Below are 12,952 nucleotides of genomic sequence, written 5' to 3'. Positions count from 1 at the left end.
GCCTTCGGGCTACCACAATATATAACGATTATGAACTCAATAAACAAAAACGGCTGCAGTGTATGCGCCCCTGGTAAAGAGAACTACTGTACCTATAACACCAAGCTGAAAGGTAAGAAAGTGAGAATGTACCAATATGACTACCGTGCTGAAAGTGGCGAATTATTTGCCTGTTGTGCGGCAACCTTAGAAAAGTGCAGAGAAAAACGTGATAATTGGCTAAGTTCACAACAATAGGTTGAATGTTGTGGATAGCGATTGAAAATATTTCGTTATCTTTGATTGTGGTAGTACCTTTGGGGTATTATCGCGGGTTAGAGCAGTGGGCAGCTCGTCACTTTGACTTGGTGAAGGTCAGCGGTTCGAATCCGTTACCCGCAACTACTTAATTATTAATTTAAAAGACACGATTATGAACATTCTAACGCTTAGTATTAAGCAAAAGTTTTTTGATGAGATTTTAGCAGGTATAAAAACGCACGAATATCGTGAAATTAGACCTACTAATGCAAAGAAGTATATTACCTACTTATGTGGCGGCAAAGAATATAAGACTGACGAAGAACTACCCGAAGAAGGTGAAATCGAATTGAAACCTATAAAGTACGATGCCATCAAACTTCTTACAGGCGAATACAAGGGCAAACGCCCGTATATGATTATAGAGGTAAAGAGCGCAGAAGCAGTTATTCTCACGGACGAAAAGGGGGATGATATTGTTTACGAGTATCAAGGCGAAGAATACCTTGCAGCCCAGATGGATTACACATTAGGTAAGGTATTAGAGAAACATATAGATTGATTGTTTAATTTAAAAATTATTGCTGAGTCGCAAAAAGAGTAAACAGAGTAGCCGGACCGCGCAGAAATATGAATGGTGCAGGTGCTGGCGGTAGATTAGTTGCTAATCGTAGGGGTACGGCAAGTGCCACCCAGTTAGGTTCACGTAGACAGCGTTACAGTGACCTCCGTGTTTCATTTGGATTATCAGGTGGTTAGCTATGAATAAAGTAGAGCAAGCGAACCGGTATATAGACCTCATTCGGGTAAAATCGAATGAGTCTATACTCTTTTTGTCCTTAGGAAAGGACTCGCTTGTTCTTCTTGATTTAATCTATCTATCCGAAGTTTGACCGGATTGTTTGCGTGTTCATGTACTTTGTCAAGAATTTGGAGCATATTAACCGTTGGATAAACTGGACTAAAGCCAAGTATCCGAAGATAGAGTTTGTTCAAGTACCACATTGGAACCTTACTTATATTCTCCGTGGCGGTATGTATTGTGTGCCAAATCCGAAAGTAAAGCTCTTGAAGTTGGCAGATGTGGTAAAGGCTATGCAGCTTACTCATGGAGTTTATTATACATTCTTGGGCATGAAAAAAGCTGATGGTATGAATCGTAGGCTTATGTTGAAAGGGTATGAGGAAAACGGTTACGAGAATAACGGTATGGTTTATCCTTTGGCTGATTGGACACAAAAGGATATTCTTGCTTATATGAGGCAGCACAATTTACCTGAACCAGTTCGGTATTCATTGAAAGCCAGTTCGGGAGTAGGTTTCAATCTTGATTGTATGCTTTGGTTAGAAAACAACTATCCACAGGATTTGGAGAGAATATATAAAACATTCCCGTTTTCAGAACGGATTTTATGGGAGTATAAAAATGGAACTAAATAAATATTTCAATAGTCAGTCTGCCGTCCTAAATCGCTCACAGATTCACTTCGCATCTTACAATCCACGTAAGATTTCAGAAGAAGGACGTAGAGCATTAAAGAAGTCCATTAAACTATATGGCATTGTTGGAGGGATTGTTGTAAACAAACAAACAGGGAATACGATTGTTGGCGGGCATCAGAAAGTAAGTGTGCTTGATGAACTAAACAAGTTCCCCGATAATGACTACACGTTAAGAGTAGAACTCATAGACGTGGACGAGAAAAAGGAAAAGCAACTAAATATTACCCTCAATAACCCAAACGTGGGAGGTCAATGGGATTTCGATGCTCTAGCACATATTGTTCCTGATATTGATTGGAAAGATGCAGGTTTAACGGATGCCGACTTAAATATGATTGGCGTTGATTATCTATTGCAGACCAAAGAGGAAAGCTCAATTGCCGATGCTCTTTCTGATATGATGTCAGAGGTCAATGAGCAGAATGAAGCCGATAAAGCCCAAAGGCAATTAGAGAGAGCTGAGAAGGTAGCCCATATGAAAGAGGTTAAACAGCAGGTAAAAGAGAACGCACAGAAGCAGGCCGAAAATATGGATGCCTATGTGATGCTCTCCTTTGATACCTATGAAGCGAAAACAGCTTTCTGTGAGAGATTCGGGTATGATCCGGATATGAAGTTTATCAAGGGAGAAATCTTTGATGAGCAAATAGAAAGGATAGATTGATATGCCAAATAGTGAATCTCAAAATATAAAAGGTCGTGGAGGAAGGAAGCCTAAGTTTGATTATACAAGCGAGGACTTTCTTTCTCTCGTAGAATCGTATGCAAAAAAGGGATTCACTGATAAGGAAATTGCCCACGCTATCGGATTGTCACCGCAAAAATTCAGTGAAAAGAAAAGTGCATACAGTGAATTAAGTGATGTCCTCTCACGCGCGCGTTGTGCAATCAACTCCCTTGTGCGTGCCAAGTTCCTTGCGATGGCTCTTGGCGGCGTGAAAACGAAGAACACAACAGTTCGGAAGTTACGGGATAAAGATGGCAATCTGACTGGTGAAGAAGAAGTACAAATCGTAGAGGGTGAGTTGGCTCCCAATATAAGTGCTCAAATGACTTGGCTTTATCACTACGATGAAGATTGGAGAAAGGTTGAACGCAAGCAGGATGAAGAAGATGACATTCCTTCTGACATAAACCACGGTATCAGTATTGATTCCTGGATTAAAGACAAACTGAAATGATAGAACCCCAGGCGATATATCACCCTTTGTACGAAGATAAGGAGAAATTCATCATCCTTATCACTGGTGGACGTGGATCAGGAAAGTCTTTCAATGCTTCCACCTTCATTGAACGGTTGACCTTTGAAATGACGGAAGTCGAGAAGATTGTGCATCAGGTTCTCTACACTCGTTATACTATGGTTTCTGCAGGTATGTCTATCATCCCAGAAATGATGGAGAAGATAGAATTAGACGGAACAACCAAGTATTTCAAGACCACCAAGACGGATATAGTCAACAAAATGACTAAGAGCCGTATCATGTTCCGGGGTATCAAGACTTCATCGGGTAATCAGACGGCAAAACTGAAATCTATCCAGGGTATCACTACCTTCGTTTGTGATGAAGCGGAAGAGTGGACGAATGAAGAAGAGTTCGACAAGATAATGCTTTCCATCCGTAAGAAAGGAATCCAGAACCGGGTAATTATCATAATGAACCCGTCGGACTCCAATCACTTCATTTACAAGAAGTACATAGAGAAAACTCATAAGCTCGTAGAGATTGATGGCGTACAGGTGCAGGTTTCCACGCATCCGAACGTGCTTCACATCCATACTACTTACTTGGATAACCTTGATAACCTTTCTCCGGAGTTCTTGAAAGAGGTCGAGGACATGAAGGTGCACAATCCCGATAAGTATGCTCATGTGGTTATCGGTCGTTGGGCTGATGTGGCGGAAGGTGCTGTGTTCAAGAAATGGGGCATTGTGAAAGAGTTCCCGCAGTGGGCTAAGAAAATCGCCATCGGACAGGACTTTGGATATACAACAGATGTTTCAGCAGCCGTTAGGTGCGGAATTGTCGATAACGCCCTCTATGTGGATGAACTGTGTTATCAATCGGGAATGCTTACTAATGCGCTTGCCGACAAGGTTCGTCCCTACGGATTAAAAGTGTTTGCCGAATCCGCTGACCCTCGACTTGTTGATGAAATCAAACTTCGTGGAGTGAACATATACGGTGTTGACAAATCGGGTCCATCAATCAAGGCAGGAATAGATAAAATTCTCTCTATGGATTTGTATATAACCGACCGTTCATATAACCTCAAGAAAGAGTTAAGAACCTATGTTTGGGATAAGGATAAGAACGGCAACTACATCAATGAGCCAATAGACAAGGATAATCACCTTATGGATGCCATGAGATACTATGTTTTGGGTTGCTTACTTGGTAAGGTTTTGAAGCCAAAAGATTTAACTGGAATATTCACGCATTAAAATTATAGATTATGCCATTAACACTCGAAGAAATATTAGCACTCCCTGATATAGGGCAGAAAATCACCTACCTGAAGAAAGGCCGTAAGACAGAACTTCCCGACCGTTGCAAGCTTTGGGATGATTGGAATCCAGAACGTCATGAGATAATGACGGATAAGGAGAAGTACCCGGATAGAAGGGTTCTTGAAAAGGAAGCCGAAAAGGTTTTCGATGAAAAGACGGGTAAGACATACGAAGTTGAAGCGAAGTACAAGACCGAGCCGGTAAACCGCATCTCCATTCCTTTGGAGCAGGATATCGTGAACATCCAGACAGCTTTTACTGTTGGCACTGAACCTTCAATGGATTGTACTCCATCCGATGATGACGAAAAGAAGCTACTTGATGCGGTTAAGGCTGTATTCAAGTCTAACAAAATCAAGTATCAGAACAAAAAGATTGTTCGTTCATGGCTTTCCGAGCAGGAAGTGGCTGAATACTGGTATGTAACCGACGACGATTCATTCTGGGCTAAGTTCTGGAAGAAAGTGAAGACTTCCTTCGGTGGAAAGGTAAAGCCTACCAAGAAGCTTAAATCGGTTATCTGGTCGCCCTTCCGAGGAGATAAACTTTATCCGTTTTTCAACGATGAAGGTAAGATGATAGCTTTCTCCCGTGAGTACAAGAAAAGGCTCATGGATGATTCGGAAATTATCTGCTTTATGACTATTACGGATAAGATGGTTTACCAGTGGGATTTATCCAAGGGTTATGAGGAAAGAACAACTTTCGCTCATGGATTTCCAAAGCTTCCTGTAGATTACGCTTATCGCCCCGAAGCATACTGTAAGAAGATTAATACCTTTCGGGTAAGGTTGGAGAAACTTCTTTCTAACTATGCCGATTGTATAGATTATCATTTCTTTCCCATTCTGGAGTTGATTGGTGAGGTAATCGGATTCACAGGCAAGACAAAAGATAGAACAGTAAAACTAGAAGGAGAAGGAGCAGGTGCACGGTATCTGACATGGGACCAAGTTCCAGACACGATTAAATTCGAAGCCGAAACCCTTACCAACATGGCATATGATATGTCAAACACTCCACGCATTTCTTTCGAGACATTGAAAGGTGTAGGTAAGGCTTCCGGTACAGCTTTCCGTTTTATGTTCATGGGAGCGCACATGGCAGTCGAAAATCATGCTGAGGTAATAGGTGAGTTCATGCAAAGACGTGTAAATTTCATTGTTTCCGCTTTAGGGGCTATCAATCCATCCGAGTTTAGTAAGGCATCCCAAACCATCGACATTGAAACAGAACTGGTTCCATATATGATTGATTCAGAAGATGACAAGGTAAATACTGCTGTTTCTGCTGTCAGTGGTGGAGTATGGTCCAGGCGTGAAGGGATTATGTTCGCCGGGAATGCGGATAGAATTGATGAAGAGTTGAAAGAAATCGAGGAAGAACAGGCAACTAAAAATACTAAAACAGGAGAAATAGGACAGAAAAATGCTTCGTAGTCAGCAAAATCACGAGGATTATAATTTTAGCACATGAAAAATAGAACATTTTAATCATGGGAAAGAAAAAAGGTTCAAAGAAAAAGGGTAAGGGCTGTTAAGCTCTCCTTTGGGATAGCGGTGATTCGATAGGATTTCCGCTACCACTTTGTTAAAAGTAACAAAAACGTTATCTTTATATGCAATACGCTTGCATGATAGTAACAAAAACGTTATCTTTGTGTTGAATTTAAAAGCTCATTGAAATTATGAAAGTATCAGAGTTAGTGAGGGCGCTAACGAAGGCTGGCTGTTTTATTCATCGTCATGGTGCTAATCATGATATTTGGTATAGTCCGATAACCAAACAGACTTTTCCGGTATCAAGACATGGTAGTCAAGAGTTGAGAGATGGCACGCTGAAAAGCATTAAAGAGAAGGCGGGGATTTAATCCCTGCCACTCACTACCCTATGAGAACCCATATTTCAGAGCTTTTAAATTTCAAATAAAAAACAAAGAGTTATGAAGATACTTGCTATTGTTGAAAAGGGAGCAGATGGTTTATACTCCATCTATTCGGATGATATGTTACTTAATCATGGATTGGGTGGATATGGTTCAAGCGTGGAAGAGGCGAAGGCTGACTTCTTTGAAAGTATTAAAGAAGCAAAGGAGATGATAGCCGAAGAAGGTAAAGTTCTTCCTAGTGGAGTTGAAGCAATTGATGTAACATTCAAGTATGACCTCCAGTCATTCTTTAATTATTTTGACTGGATTAATGTAAGCCAGTTTGCCAAGAAGGCGGGAATAAACGAATCAAAGATGCGCCAGTACAAAAACGGATTGGCATTCGCTGGAGAATCAACCACAAAGAAGATTCTCGATACTATAAAGAATATCGGAGCAGAATTACAATCTGCTACTTTATAAATTCAAAGCTTTTAAATTCAAAATGAAAGCCGTGTTCCCAAAAGTTCACGGCTTTTTATTTTTTTATTCCTCAACTAATTTAAGTCTTGTACCACACTTCGGGCAAGTAAGCCCTATTTCCTTCTCAAACAAATCACCGGTATTCACACCAAGAATCTCGGAAACCTTATAAAGTGTTTCAACTGTTGGATTCCCGTTCAGCATCTTAGAGAGATTCCCTTGTGCCATTCCCATCTTCTCTGCAAGTTCAGTAATAGTAATCCCTTTCTCCTTGCATACTTCTTTCACTCGTAACATATACTATAATATTTTGATGTTCCTGCCACAAAGATACTTGTTTATATACTATGTGCATATAAACAACTTTTAAACATATACTGTATTATATATTATTAACATTATACTTTACACTAAATATATACTAAAAACATATATTGCAGTGTGAAAATATAATATAATACATAATACTTATAATAATGAAGTCAATCAAAGAGCAAGTAGATGCAGTTATCAAAGGTACAGGTAGCAAACAAGCAAAGAGCGTATCTCTTATCAAATTAGGTTTAACAAAGTATGAAGTGAACCTTTTGTTAGGTTCTATGCCTAAAGTGTCTAAAACGGCAAAATTCAATGCTAATACATTAACCTTTGGCGTTGAGATTGAATGCTATAATGTAATTAGAGATAGAATAATTAGAGAGGTTGAACAAAGAAACATTCTCATTCAATCACAGGGATATAATCATGCTGATTCTAAAGAATTTTATAAGATAGTTTCAGATTGTTCTATTCAAGGTAACGATGCAAACGAGATAGTAAGTCCTATTCTCAAAGGTAAACAAGGTGAAAATAGCTTGAAAGCAGTTTGCGATTCACTCAACGCTATAGATGCGAAAGTAAATAAAACAACAGGTCTTCATGTTCATTTTGATGCAAGTTCAATATCAGATGCTCACTTTGTGAATATATTCAAGAACTACGCTAAACTTGAAAACGTAATTGATTCATTCTTGCCAGTATCAAGACGTGAAAACAACAATCAGTTCTGTAGATCATTCGTAAACAAGTCTTTCGATTATTGCGAAACGAAAGAAGACGTCATTCGCTGTTTAGGTAGTCGTTATTTTAAAGTGAACGCTGAAAGCTACCTACGTCACAAAACGATTGAATTTCGCCAACACAGTGGCACAACAGACTACATAAAGATTCTGAACTGGATAAACTTCTTAAGAAAACTCATTCAATTTTCTTTTGATTCAGATATTCAAGAATGTAATTCTATTGACGAAATACCATTCTTGACTGTGATAGAAAAGACATACTTCACAGATAGAAAAAATCAATTATCATAATGTGTGTAATCATTTACAAGCCTGCGGGGGTAGATATACCCTCGTTTGAACTACTTTATAGAGCGAAAAGTAAAAACCCTCACGGGTGTGGTTTTTGTTCGCCTACAGTAAGCTATAAAGGTCTTTCTTTCATCTCTTTTTTGAAAGCATTAAAAAGAGTACCCAAAGAAGAACCTTTGCTTATTCATTTTAGGTTGGCTACTCATGGCAGCATAAAGCAATCCAATTGCCACCCGTTCTATGATTCTGAAACAAACACTCATTTCATGCACAATGGCATACTGTATGGCATTCGACCATATCAGGATAAAACAGATTCAGAATGCGCTTTTGAATGCTTTTTGCAGCCTACTGTCAAAAAATATGGGCTACATTCTGACGAACTAGGCATGGAGGTGGATAATGTTATAGGATATTCTAAGTTTGCTTTCATGCAAGGCGAAGAAGTGAGATTATTTGGTGATTTTATTTTTCGTGATAGTCTTTACTTCTCAAATTTGCGTTTTCTGTAATCGACTATTCTTTGTGTTTTAGGCTCTATTGCTTCGGTTTTAGAGCTTTTCTGTCTTTATTTTATCACATTGATGAGTAATGTGTTTTTCTGACTATTCTGACTATTTAATTATTTCTCTTTCATTTACCTACAGACTACTTTTAGACCAAATTCACAACAATGGTCCTGTTGTTGTGAATGGAGAGTCTAAATATTTACTAATCATCTGTATTGGTGGTATTTTTACTCTCACAAATTGAATTTCAAATTTTAATTCATACGGTATGACAATTTTAGAACAAATCTCAGCAGGACTGCAAACGAAATTCCCGGGTGTGGATGCTGCTACTTTAACCCGAATTGCCTCTAAAAAGGCAGAGGGTGTAACGGACGAGACAAAGGTAAACTCCATCGTGGAGGGTATCAGCTTTGCGGACGTAGTTACTAATTATGGTGATTTCCGGGCTAATGGTGCAGTTTCTTCCGCAGTGACAAACTATGAGAAGAAGCACAACCTGAAGGACGGTAAGCCAGTCGAGACTACCACTACCCAACAACCGACTATTCAGCCAACGGAACAACCCGACATGGCAGCCATTATCGCCGATGCGGTAAGTGCAGCAATGAAACCTCTCTCCGACAAACTCACGCAGTTTGAAACAGAGAAGTCGCAGGCTACCCGTCAAGAGCGGATATTCGCTAAGGCTAAGGAGTATGGTATTCCCGAAAATTACGCTAAGAGATGCGCCATCAAAGAAGATGAGGACTTGGATGTTTATTTCAAGGACTTAAAGCAAGACTTTGCCAATGACGGTTTCAATGGCGTTATACCTCCCGAATCAGCAGAATCGAAGATTGAGAAAGAATCTGAATCTATCGCTAAAATGATTTCCGAGGGGACAAAAACTATTGTTGAATCTAAAAAGTAAATTAAAATGGCAGCAGGTACAAAGTATAACTTGACACCGGAATACAAACCGGAAGAGTTTTACCGTGTAGAAACAGGTGTTAGAAAAAGCGGCCCGTGGAAGTTGGATATCACCAACCTCGTGATTGGCTCATTTTTACCCGTTTTTACGCCCGTTAAAGCGGACATGGTGAAGCGTACGCTCGTTCCGGTTCGCAACGTAAAAGTGATTGAGGCTTACACCACTGGAGAGACTAATCTCACCATCAAGGTAGCTAAAGGCTCTCTGGCTTATCAGGGTATGTTTGTTGGAAGTTCAAAGAAAGGCGCAGAAGTAGTCTCTATTGACAAGTCCAATAAAGAGTATGATGTATTGACTATCAAAGCGGCATTTGGGGAGGACATTCCCAAAGATTCCGTTCTGTTTGAGTCGACAGCAGTGGGTGGAACAGTAAAGAAGCACACAGCCAATTTCGTAATCTATGCGGAGACGAAAGTAGAAGAGGGAGCAGTTTTACCTACCCTTCTGATGCAGGCATATGAGGTGAAAGAAAGTAAGTTGGTTCTCCCGATTCATGAATTGGATAAAGTTGGTTTAACCAGCCGCTTCCAGTTCGATTATTAATCTTTAAAAAGTAGAGTTATGAATTTGACTATACAAACATTATTTACAGACCCCAATATCGTTCAGTCTATTATTGACCGTGTCCTTCAGTTGAGACTGGATACAATCTATTGGAGGCAATACGGTGGATTCATGGAAACGAAACAGCGTGTGTTTAAGACCTACTTGGGGACAGTCACGGGAGTAGTTGCAGGTACTATCATTGGCAAAAACGACCAGAAACCTATCCGTGAAAGACGTTCACTCGGAAGTGGTTATACCGAAATTGCATATTTGGGTGACCGTTATCAGATGGATATTGATCGCCTGTCGCAGTTACAGGACATCATCGACAAGTTCAATGCCGCGAACACAGCAGACCAGCGCACTATCTTGCAGGAGATTATCGACTTCATCGTAGATGATTATCGTCAAATCTTGCTTGCTCCACACAAACGGATGGATATCGTTGTTCCTGAATTGTTAATGACCGGAAAGACAGAGGTTCACCTGGCAGACAACAAAGAAAATATCTCGTTGCTTGACATTGACCTTCCGTTCCATTTCCTTACTCCTGGAACATCTGAAAAGGATAAGTTCATCTCTTACTTACAGCAGGAGATTCAGAAGCTGAAAGCTAAGTACGGAGTGTTCTCTAAAATGATTATGTCTCGTGGCACATTCATGAAGAACATCGTTGGTGCTTCCGAGTTCGGGGATAAGTTCAAGATGATTCTTGGTGAACGTGAGTTCATGGTAAACGCAGGATTGGTGACCGACCAAATGGCATCAAGCGTATTTACAGGCATCGGACTTCCGGCAATTGAAATCAAGGAAGATTACGTAGAAAAACAAAATGGGGAGAATGTTCAGATTTACGCTGACAACCGCATCACCTTGTTGCAGAGCGACAACGTTATGCGTATGCGCCATCACAGACCGTATGTTATGACCGATCCGGTTCCGGGACGTTCATATAGTACATCAGAAGGTCAGATGTCTGTTTGTAACTATCGTGACGAAGAAGGTAGATATATGGAATACACGGCAGAGTGGGTTCCTGAGTTTATCGCTCCGAATAAGATTGTGAACTTCGACCTTACAACGATGAACGCATGACAGTAAGAGATTACATAGAACAGAAGTTTCAGACCTTTGGCATTAACTTATCAGAGGCTGACCTTTGGGATATGTGTCTGAACTCGAAGGTAGGCGGAGAGGATGAGATGGGCGAGGATTGTTATGGTCTTGTGTCGGTGGCAATTGCGAAGTTCATCCCCTCTCTATTACTTCGTGCTACCTCTATCGGCGAAAGCGGATTTTCAATGTCTTGGAACATTGATGGAATCAAGCAGTATTATTCTTTCCTCTGTAAGCAGTACGGATTGAAAGATGAATTGTCTAACAAACCAAAATGCACCTTTTCATGATTTTTGCCCCACACATATTGCAGGTTAAGGTTATCAAGCCATTGGATAAAGATGAGTTTGGCAGACCCATTCCCGGTACTGGTGGCGAATCATGGCAGGATGTATGTAAGTGCCGTTGTGATGACATAAGTGCTGAAAAGAAAGTATCTGTCAATGGTGGTGTATATGATTTCAAATACAAAGTGGTGTTTGATAAATCACCTAAAACCGTATCTACTGGTGCAGAAATTCGGTGCTTGAATCCTGATGGTAGTGTGAGAGGTAAAGGTATTGCCAAAAGCCCATTGGAAACAAACTATTTTCCTTACAGAGTGATATGGTTGGAGTAGATGCAGACTTTTCGGATGTGGATAAGTTCTTTCAAGACGGAGAATGGGAAGTCGAGAAGAAAATGATTGATGTTGGTGATGAAGCCGTGAAGTATGCAGAGGAACATGGCAATTATCAAGACCACACACTGACTTTGAGAACATCCAATGATTACGATGTCGATAAGAGTGGCTTAACTCTGAAAAACGAAGCAGAATACGCCTCATTCGTAGAATCTAAATTTGATGTTTTAAGTGGTGCCGCTTTATATGCGGAGAAACGATTAAAAGAAGAAATTGAATGATAGTAACTACCGACATAGGAAACATTCTCTATCGGGACTGCAAGGCTTTCGGAATAGACATAGTGCCTAATGGTGAAACTCTGACGGGTGAATTAAAGTCTGAAAGGATTGTCATCCATGCAAAGAAACAGCAGCCAGGTACTTATTGGAAAAAGTCTTTCGCTGAAATCAATCTTTGTGTGCCCGACTTAGAGCATAATTCAGCTTACTCCATCCGCTTGAACGAACTCGAAAGAGAAGCAAACAAACTGTTTGATGATGTGGTAAGTACTTATGACGGCACTCGTTATCATTACTCAATCGAATCTATTGGTACAGAAGCGGACACAGCTTTGAAGTGTCATTATGTGAATGTGAGAATTTTGTTTGAAGTATTGAATGTAAAATAATAAAGTTATGATTACAGCAGTAGAAATTGACGAACTGTATTATGCGGAACCTATAACGACGGTTGCAGCCGCAGCAACTGGATTGACTGGTGCGGAGGTTGCTGCTATCTTGAAAAATGCAGCAACGAAGCGGGTCAAGAACGTACACGGTGACACGTATCAGTACGAAGAAGCGGAGGCGAGTGTAACTCGTTACAAAAACGCTTTGACGGGTGAGTACTACCGGGAAACGTCCGAACCAGGTGAGGTGAAAATCAACTTTACCATTGGTGAGTATGATTATGCTACAAAGGCTGATTTGCAAGGTGGTAAAGCCACAGAAAAGAATTGGGAAAGAGGCAAGTATAAGCCTATTCATAAATGTGTGATTGGTAAAACTAAAGACGGAGTTTATGTGGTGTTCCCGAAAGCGGCTATCAATGCCCGTGGTTCCAATACAGATAAAGCTGTCGGGTTGGCTGTTTCAGCCGTTCCCCTTGCTACAGGTGTAGATGGATTGGCTTCCGAAAAGTGGTTTGACGAATCGGAAGTGGTCATTCCAGAAGGTTAAGGTAATAAG

General features: G+C 40.4%; 19 protein-coding genes, 1 tRNA gene and 1 pseudogene. 20 read left to right on the top strand and 1 reads right to left on the bottom strand.

Going from position 1 to position 12,952, the window contains the following annotated elements:
• Nucleotides 1-30: 30 nt before the first annotated feature.
• From CJF29_RS09580 to CJF29_RS09535, 10 genes and pseudogenes are all read left to right on the top strand, one after another.
• Complete coding sequence (locus CJF29_RS09580; RefSeq protein WP_099147191.1) at nucleotides 31-237, top strand: DUF3873 family protein; 207 nt, start codon at nucleotides 31-33, stop codon at nucleotides 235-237.
• Nucleotides 238-308: 71 nt separating this feature from the next.
• Nucleotides 309-381: transfer RNA gene (locus CJF29_RS09575), tRNA-Val, on the top strand.
• A gap of 31 nt (nucleotides 382-412) precedes the next feature.
• Complete coding sequence (locus CJF29_RS09570) at nucleotides 413-802, top strand: ASCH domain-containing protein (protein WP_099147165.1); 390 nt, start codon at nucleotides 413-415, stop codon at nucleotides 800-802.
• Between the two features lie 199 nt (nucleotides 803-1,001).
• Nucleotides 1,002-1,680: pseudogene (locus CJF29_RS09565) on the top strand (phosphoadenosine phosphosulfate reductase family protein).
• On the top strand, nucleotides 1,667-2,407 hold the full coding sequence (locus CJF29_RS09560; protein WP_099147166.1) for a DNA methylase: 741 nt from the start codon (nucleotides 1,667-1,669) through the stop codon (nucleotides 2,405-2,407). Before CJF29_RS09565 ends, CJF29_RS09560 begins: the two are co-directional and overlap by 14 nt.
• A 1-nt stretch (nucleotide 2,408) precedes the next feature.
• Nucleotides 2,409-2,924 (top strand): hypothetical protein, encoded by a 516-nt coding sequence (locus CJF29_RS09555; protein WP_099147167.1) that lies wholly within the window; start codon nucleotides 2,409-2,411, stop codon nucleotides 2,922-2,924.
• Entirely contained in the window at nucleotides 2,921-4,189 is a 1,269-nt protein-coding gene (locus CJF29_RS09550; protein WP_099147168.1) for a PBSX family phage terminase large subunit, read from the top strand. Before CJF29_RS09555 ends, CJF29_RS09550 begins: the two co-directional genes overlap by 4 nt.
• Before the next feature lie 11 nt (nucleotides 4,190-4,200).
• Nucleotides 4,201-5,694: a phage portal protein gene (locus tag CJF29_RS09545; protein WP_099147169.1), complete on the top strand. Its 1,494-nt coding sequence runs from the start codon at nucleotides 4,201-4,203 to the stop codon at nucleotides 5,692-5,694.
• Between the two features lie 248 nt (nucleotides 5,695-5,942).
• The gene (locus CJF29_RS09540; RefSeq protein ID WP_099147170.1) at nucleotides 5,943-6,125 is read left to right on the top strand and encodes a type II toxin-antitoxin system HicA family toxin; all 183 of its coding nucleotides are present in this window, start codon (nucleotides 5,943-5,945) and stop codon (nucleotides 6,123-6,125) included.
• A gap of 72 nt (nucleotides 6,126-6,197) precedes the next feature.
• Entirely contained in the window at nucleotides 6,198-6,605 is a 408-nt protein-coding gene (locus CJF29_RS09535) for a type II toxin-antitoxin system HicB family antitoxin (RefSeq protein WP_099147171.1), read from the top strand.
• Between the two features lie 63 nt (nucleotides 6,606-6,668).
• On the opposite strand, the gene CJF29_RS09530 is transcribed toward CJF29_RS09535, so the two are convergent.
• Nucleotides 6,669-6,902 carry a helix-turn-helix domain-containing protein gene (locus CJF29_RS09530; protein ID WP_099147172.1) on the bottom strand — a complete coding sequence of 78 codons (234 nt, stop codon included), beginning with the start codon at nucleotides 6,900-6,902 and terminating at the stop codon, nucleotides 6,669-6,671.
• A 179-nt stretch (nucleotides 6,903-7,081) separates the two neighbouring features.
• Here CJF29_RS09530 and CJF29_RS09525 point away from each other — a divergent pair, with 179 nt between their 5' ends.
• From CJF29_RS09525 to CJF29_RS09480, 10 genes are all read left to right on the top strand, one after another.
• The gene (locus CJF29_RS09525; protein WP_099147173.1) at nucleotides 7,082-7,957 is read left to right on the top strand and encodes an amidoligase family protein; all 876 of its coding nucleotides are present in this window, start codon (nucleotides 7,082-7,084) and stop codon (nucleotides 7,955-7,957) included.
• A complete protein-coding gene (locus CJF29_RS09520; protein ID WP_099147174.1) occupies nucleotides 7,957-8,469 on the top strand; it encodes a class II glutamine amidotransferase in 513 nt (170 codons plus the stop codon). The genes CJF29_RS09525 and CJF29_RS09520 overlap by 1 nt, the downstream gene beginning before the upstream one ends.
• 265 nt (nucleotides 8,470-8,734) lie before the next feature.
• Nucleotides 8,735-9,379, top strand: a complete 645-nt coding sequence (locus CJF29_RS09515) for a hypothetical protein (protein ID WP_099147175.1) — start codon at nucleotides 8,735-8,737, stop codon at nucleotides 9,377-9,379.
• Between the two features lie 6 nt (nucleotides 9,380-9,385).
• Nucleotides 9,386-9,982 carry a head fiber protein gene (locus CJF29_RS09510; RefSeq protein ID WP_099147176.1) on the top strand — a complete coding sequence of 199 codons (597 nt, stop codon included), beginning with the start codon at nucleotides 9,386-9,388 and terminating at the stop codon, nucleotides 9,980-9,982.
• 18 nt (nucleotides 9,983-10,000) lie between these two features.
• Complete coding sequence (locus CJF29_RS09505; RefSeq protein WP_099147177.1) at nucleotides 10,001-11,080, top strand: hypothetical protein; 1,080 nt, start codon at nucleotides 10,001-10,003, stop codon at nucleotides 11,078-11,080.
• Complete coding sequence (locus CJF29_RS09500) at nucleotides 11,077-11,391, top strand: DUF6706 family protein (protein WP_099147178.1); 315 nt, start codon at nucleotides 11,077-11,079, stop codon at nucleotides 11,389-11,391. The genes CJF29_RS09505 and CJF29_RS09500 overlap by 4 nt, the downstream gene beginning before the upstream one ends.
• Nucleotides 11,388-11,720 (top strand): hypothetical protein, encoded by a 333-nt coding sequence (locus CJF29_RS09495; protein ID WP_099147179.1) that lies wholly within the window; start codon nucleotides 11,388-11,390, stop codon nucleotides 11,718-11,720. Before CJF29_RS09500 ends, CJF29_RS09495 begins: the two co-directional genes overlap by 4 nt.
• The gene (locus CJF29_RS09490; RefSeq protein ID WP_099147180.1) at nucleotides 11,708-12,004 is read left to right on the top strand and encodes a hypothetical protein; all 297 of its coding nucleotides are present in this window, start codon (nucleotides 11,708-11,710) and stop codon (nucleotides 12,002-12,004) included. The genes CJF29_RS09495 and CJF29_RS09490 overlap by 13 nt, the downstream gene beginning before the upstream one ends.
• Nucleotides 12,001-12,393 carry a hypothetical protein gene (locus CJF29_RS09485; RefSeq protein WP_099147181.1) on the top strand — a complete coding sequence of 131 codons (393 nt, stop codon included), beginning with the start codon at nucleotides 12,001-12,003 and terminating at the stop codon, nucleotides 12,391-12,393. Before CJF29_RS09490 ends, CJF29_RS09485 begins: the two co-directional genes overlap by 4 nt.
• Nucleotides 12,394-12,400: 7 nt before the next feature.
• Complete coding sequence (locus CJF29_RS09480; RefSeq protein ID WP_099147182.1) at nucleotides 12,401-12,943, top strand: hypothetical protein; 543 nt, start codon at nucleotides 12,401-12,403, stop codon at nucleotides 12,941-12,943.
• The last annotated feature ends 9 nt before the right edge of the window (nucleotides 12,944-12,952 follow it).

The sequence above is a fragment of the Bacteroides celer genome (assembly GCF_002632415.2).
In the GTDB taxonomy this organism is placed as follows: domain Bacteria; phylum Bacteroidota; class Bacteroidia; order Bacteroidales; family Bacteroidaceae; genus Bacteroides.
Note: the sequence above shows the minus strand (reverse complement) of the source record. Positions and strands in the feature narration are given on the sequence as shown.

Coding starts and splice junctions, on each gene's coding strand:
- CJF29_RS09530 (WP_099147172.1), bottom strand. CDS start 6,902: ATGTTACGAGTGAAAGAAGTATGCAAGGAGAAAGGGATTACTATTACT.
- CJF29_RS09515 (WP_099147175.1), top strand. CDS start 8,735: ATGACAATTTTAGAACAAATCTCAGCAGGACTGCAAACGAAATTCCCG.
- CJF29_RS09480 (WP_099147182.1), top strand. CDS start 12,401: ATGATTACAGCAGTAGAAATTGACGAACTGTATTATGCGGAACCTATA.
- CJF29_RS09485 (WP_099147181.1), top strand. CDS start 12,001: ATGATAGTAACTACCGACATAGGAAACATTCTCTATCGGGACTGCAAG.
- CJF29_RS09550 (WP_099147168.1), top strand. CDS start 2,921: ATGATAGAACCCCAGGCGATATATCACCCTTTGTACGAAGATAAGGAG.
- CJF29_RS09555 (WP_099147167.1), top strand. CDS start 2,409: ATGCCAAATAGTGAATCTCAAAATATAAAAGGTCGTGGAGGAAGGAAG.
- CJF29_RS09525 (WP_099147173.1), top strand. CDS start 7,082: ATGAAGTCAATCAAAGAGCAAGTAGATGCAGTTATCAAAGGTACAGGT.
- CJF29_RS09490 (WP_099147180.1), top strand. CDS start 11,708: ATGGTTGGAGTAGATGCAGACTTTTCGGATGTGGATAAGTTCTTTCAA.
- CJF29_RS09495 (WP_099147179.1), top strand. CDS start 11,388: ATGATTTTTGCCCCACACATATTGCAGGTTAAGGTTATCAAGCCATTG.
- CJF29_RS09505 (WP_099147177.1), top strand. CDS start 10,001: ATGAATTTGACTATACAAACATTATTTACAGACCCCAATATCGTTCAG.
- CJF29_RS09540 (WP_099147170.1), top strand. CDS start 5,943: ATGAAAGTATCAGAGTTAGTGAGGGCGCTAACGAAGGCTGGCTGTTTT.
- CJF29_RS09535 (WP_099147171.1), top strand. CDS start 6,198: ATGAAGATACTTGCTATTGTTGAAAAGGGAGCAGATGGTTTATACTCC.
- CJF29_RS09570 (WP_099147165.1), top strand. CDS start 413: ATGAACATTCTAACGCTTAGTATTAAGCAAAAGTTTTTTGATGAGATT.
- CJF29_RS09520 (WP_099147174.1), top strand. CDS start 7,957: ATGTGTGTAATCATTTACAAGCCTGCGGGGGTAGATATACCCTCGTTT.
- CJF29_RS09510 (WP_099147176.1), top strand. CDS start 9,386: ATGGCAGCAGGTACAAAGTATAACTTGACACCGGAATACAAACCGGAA.
- CJF29_RS09545 (WP_099147169.1), top strand. CDS start 4,201: ATGCCATTAACACTCGAAGAAATATTAGCACTCCCTGATATAGGGCAG.
- CJF29_RS09580 (WP_099147191.1), top strand. CDS start 31: ATGAACTCAATAAACAAAAACGGCTGCAGTGTATGCGCCCCTGGTAAA.
- CJF29_RS09500 (WP_099147178.1), top strand. CDS start 11,077: ATGACAGTAAGAGATTACATAGAACAGAAGTTTCAGACCTTTGGCATT.
- CJF29_RS09560 (WP_099147166.1), top strand. CDS start 1,667: ATGGAACTAAATAAATATTTCAATAGTCAGTCTGCCGTCCTAAATCGC.